The organism is Vibrio sp. Vb1554, assembly GCF_033344235.1.
Genome location: NZ_JAWPOJ010000240.1, coordinates 1 through 1277, shown reverse-complemented (window position 1 = coordinate 1277; position 1277 = coordinate 1). Strand labels below are relative to the sequence as shown.

At 45.3% G+C, this 1277-nt stretch carries 2 protein-coding genes and 1 pseudogene; all 3 read right to left on the bottom strand.

All coding sequences use genetic code 11. From position 1 onward, the window contains the following. Positions 1–203 (bottom strand): annotated as a pseudogene (locus R8N28_RS25300) (thiamine kinase); the annotation flags it as partial. A gap of 24 nt (positions 204–227) precedes the next feature. Further along, positions 228–818 (bottom strand): penicillin-binding protein activator LpoB, encoded by a 591-nt coding sequence (lpoB, locus tag R8N28_RS25295; protein ID WP_062855073.1) that lies wholly within the window; start codon positions 816–818, stop codon positions 228–230. Positions 819–884: 66 nt separating this feature from the next. Next, positions 885–1277, bottom strand: a 393-nt coding sequence (locus R8N28_RS25290; protein WP_005456243.1) for a YcfL family protein, incomplete at its 5' end; no start/stop codon positions are given.

The window sequence follows — 1277 nt, the reverse complement described above, 5'->3', positions numbered from 1 at the left end:
CGAGAGATAGAAAAAGCCTTGCATACGTTGCTGGTCGGTCGCCAGACATAAGCAAGGCCTTGAGAAGATTCCAACCGCCAACAGCGGTTGGTGAGCCCTCCGGTGACGGTTTGCACCTTCACCGGAGGTTCTGAAAAGAAGCCATCTAACGCATTTAAGCTCGGATCTAACTGTTTTGCTTGTTGCCAAGAAAACCACGCCATTGATGACTTCTCCATTATGGTCAATTAAAGGCCAAATAGGCTCTTAGATTGCTCTTTGCGGATTTCTGTTTCATCAGCCCATTCGATTAGGCCTGTTTCCAAATCCATCAAACGCATTGTCATTTTGTAGTATACATCTTTATCGCTACCTGCATTTTTCACGATGCTAGAAAGGTTACCGTAAAGCATGTATTGCGCACCGACCATTTTACCAAACTGAATTGCTGTACTTTGGTTAACAAGCTCGTCCGTATTTTGGAAGTTAAGTTGCTCACGAACCGATTCTACGCGGTCCATATCAACAAAGCGGAATTTGCCTGAGTTCAGCATTTTAGTTGAGATGGTATCAGTGATCGATTCAGTGTCGATGTGCTCACTGGTTTTGTTCTTGATTCGCTCAACAAACACGATTGGACGTTGGTCACGAGTAATTGCTGCTACTGACCCTGACATCATCATGCTGTCTACCATCTCGCCAGCAATTTTTTGTAGGTCCGTCGAACCGAAATCGATGGTTGTGGTTTCAGTCGCTTGTGAATCACCGTAAGAGACTTTGTTAGAACAACCACCCAAAACAACGGCTAGACCTAAAAGAGCAATAATACTTTTTTTCATGAGAGTTCCTTAGTTATATCAATACCAGCGCATGTTGGCGCGGCAGCTACGGCAAAGCCGTTAAGATTAATCGTCTTGTGCTTCTCTAATTTGAACACGGAAATGTGTGCCATTTGGATTGACCGTGACCTCCGACAGCGTCACAGATTCAAATCCACGCACGATCATTTTGCGCCAAGGCCCCGGTTTGGTGTTCACTTCCAAACCATTGTTGTCGTACCAGTAGAAGCGATAAAGAATGTGCTGGTCACCTTTGTAGTTACTGCTTAACTGCACCACACCACGTGGTCGATCATCGACGTAAGTCGTGGTGATGTTGTCAACCAACAGTCGGCTGCCCAATACGTTATCGTTAAAAAATACGTTTTGTGTTTGGCCATCAACTCGGATCCCAGCAGTGTTGTCCGCACAACCTGCCAAACCGATAATGACTGCTAAGCCAATAAGCCATGCTCTCAT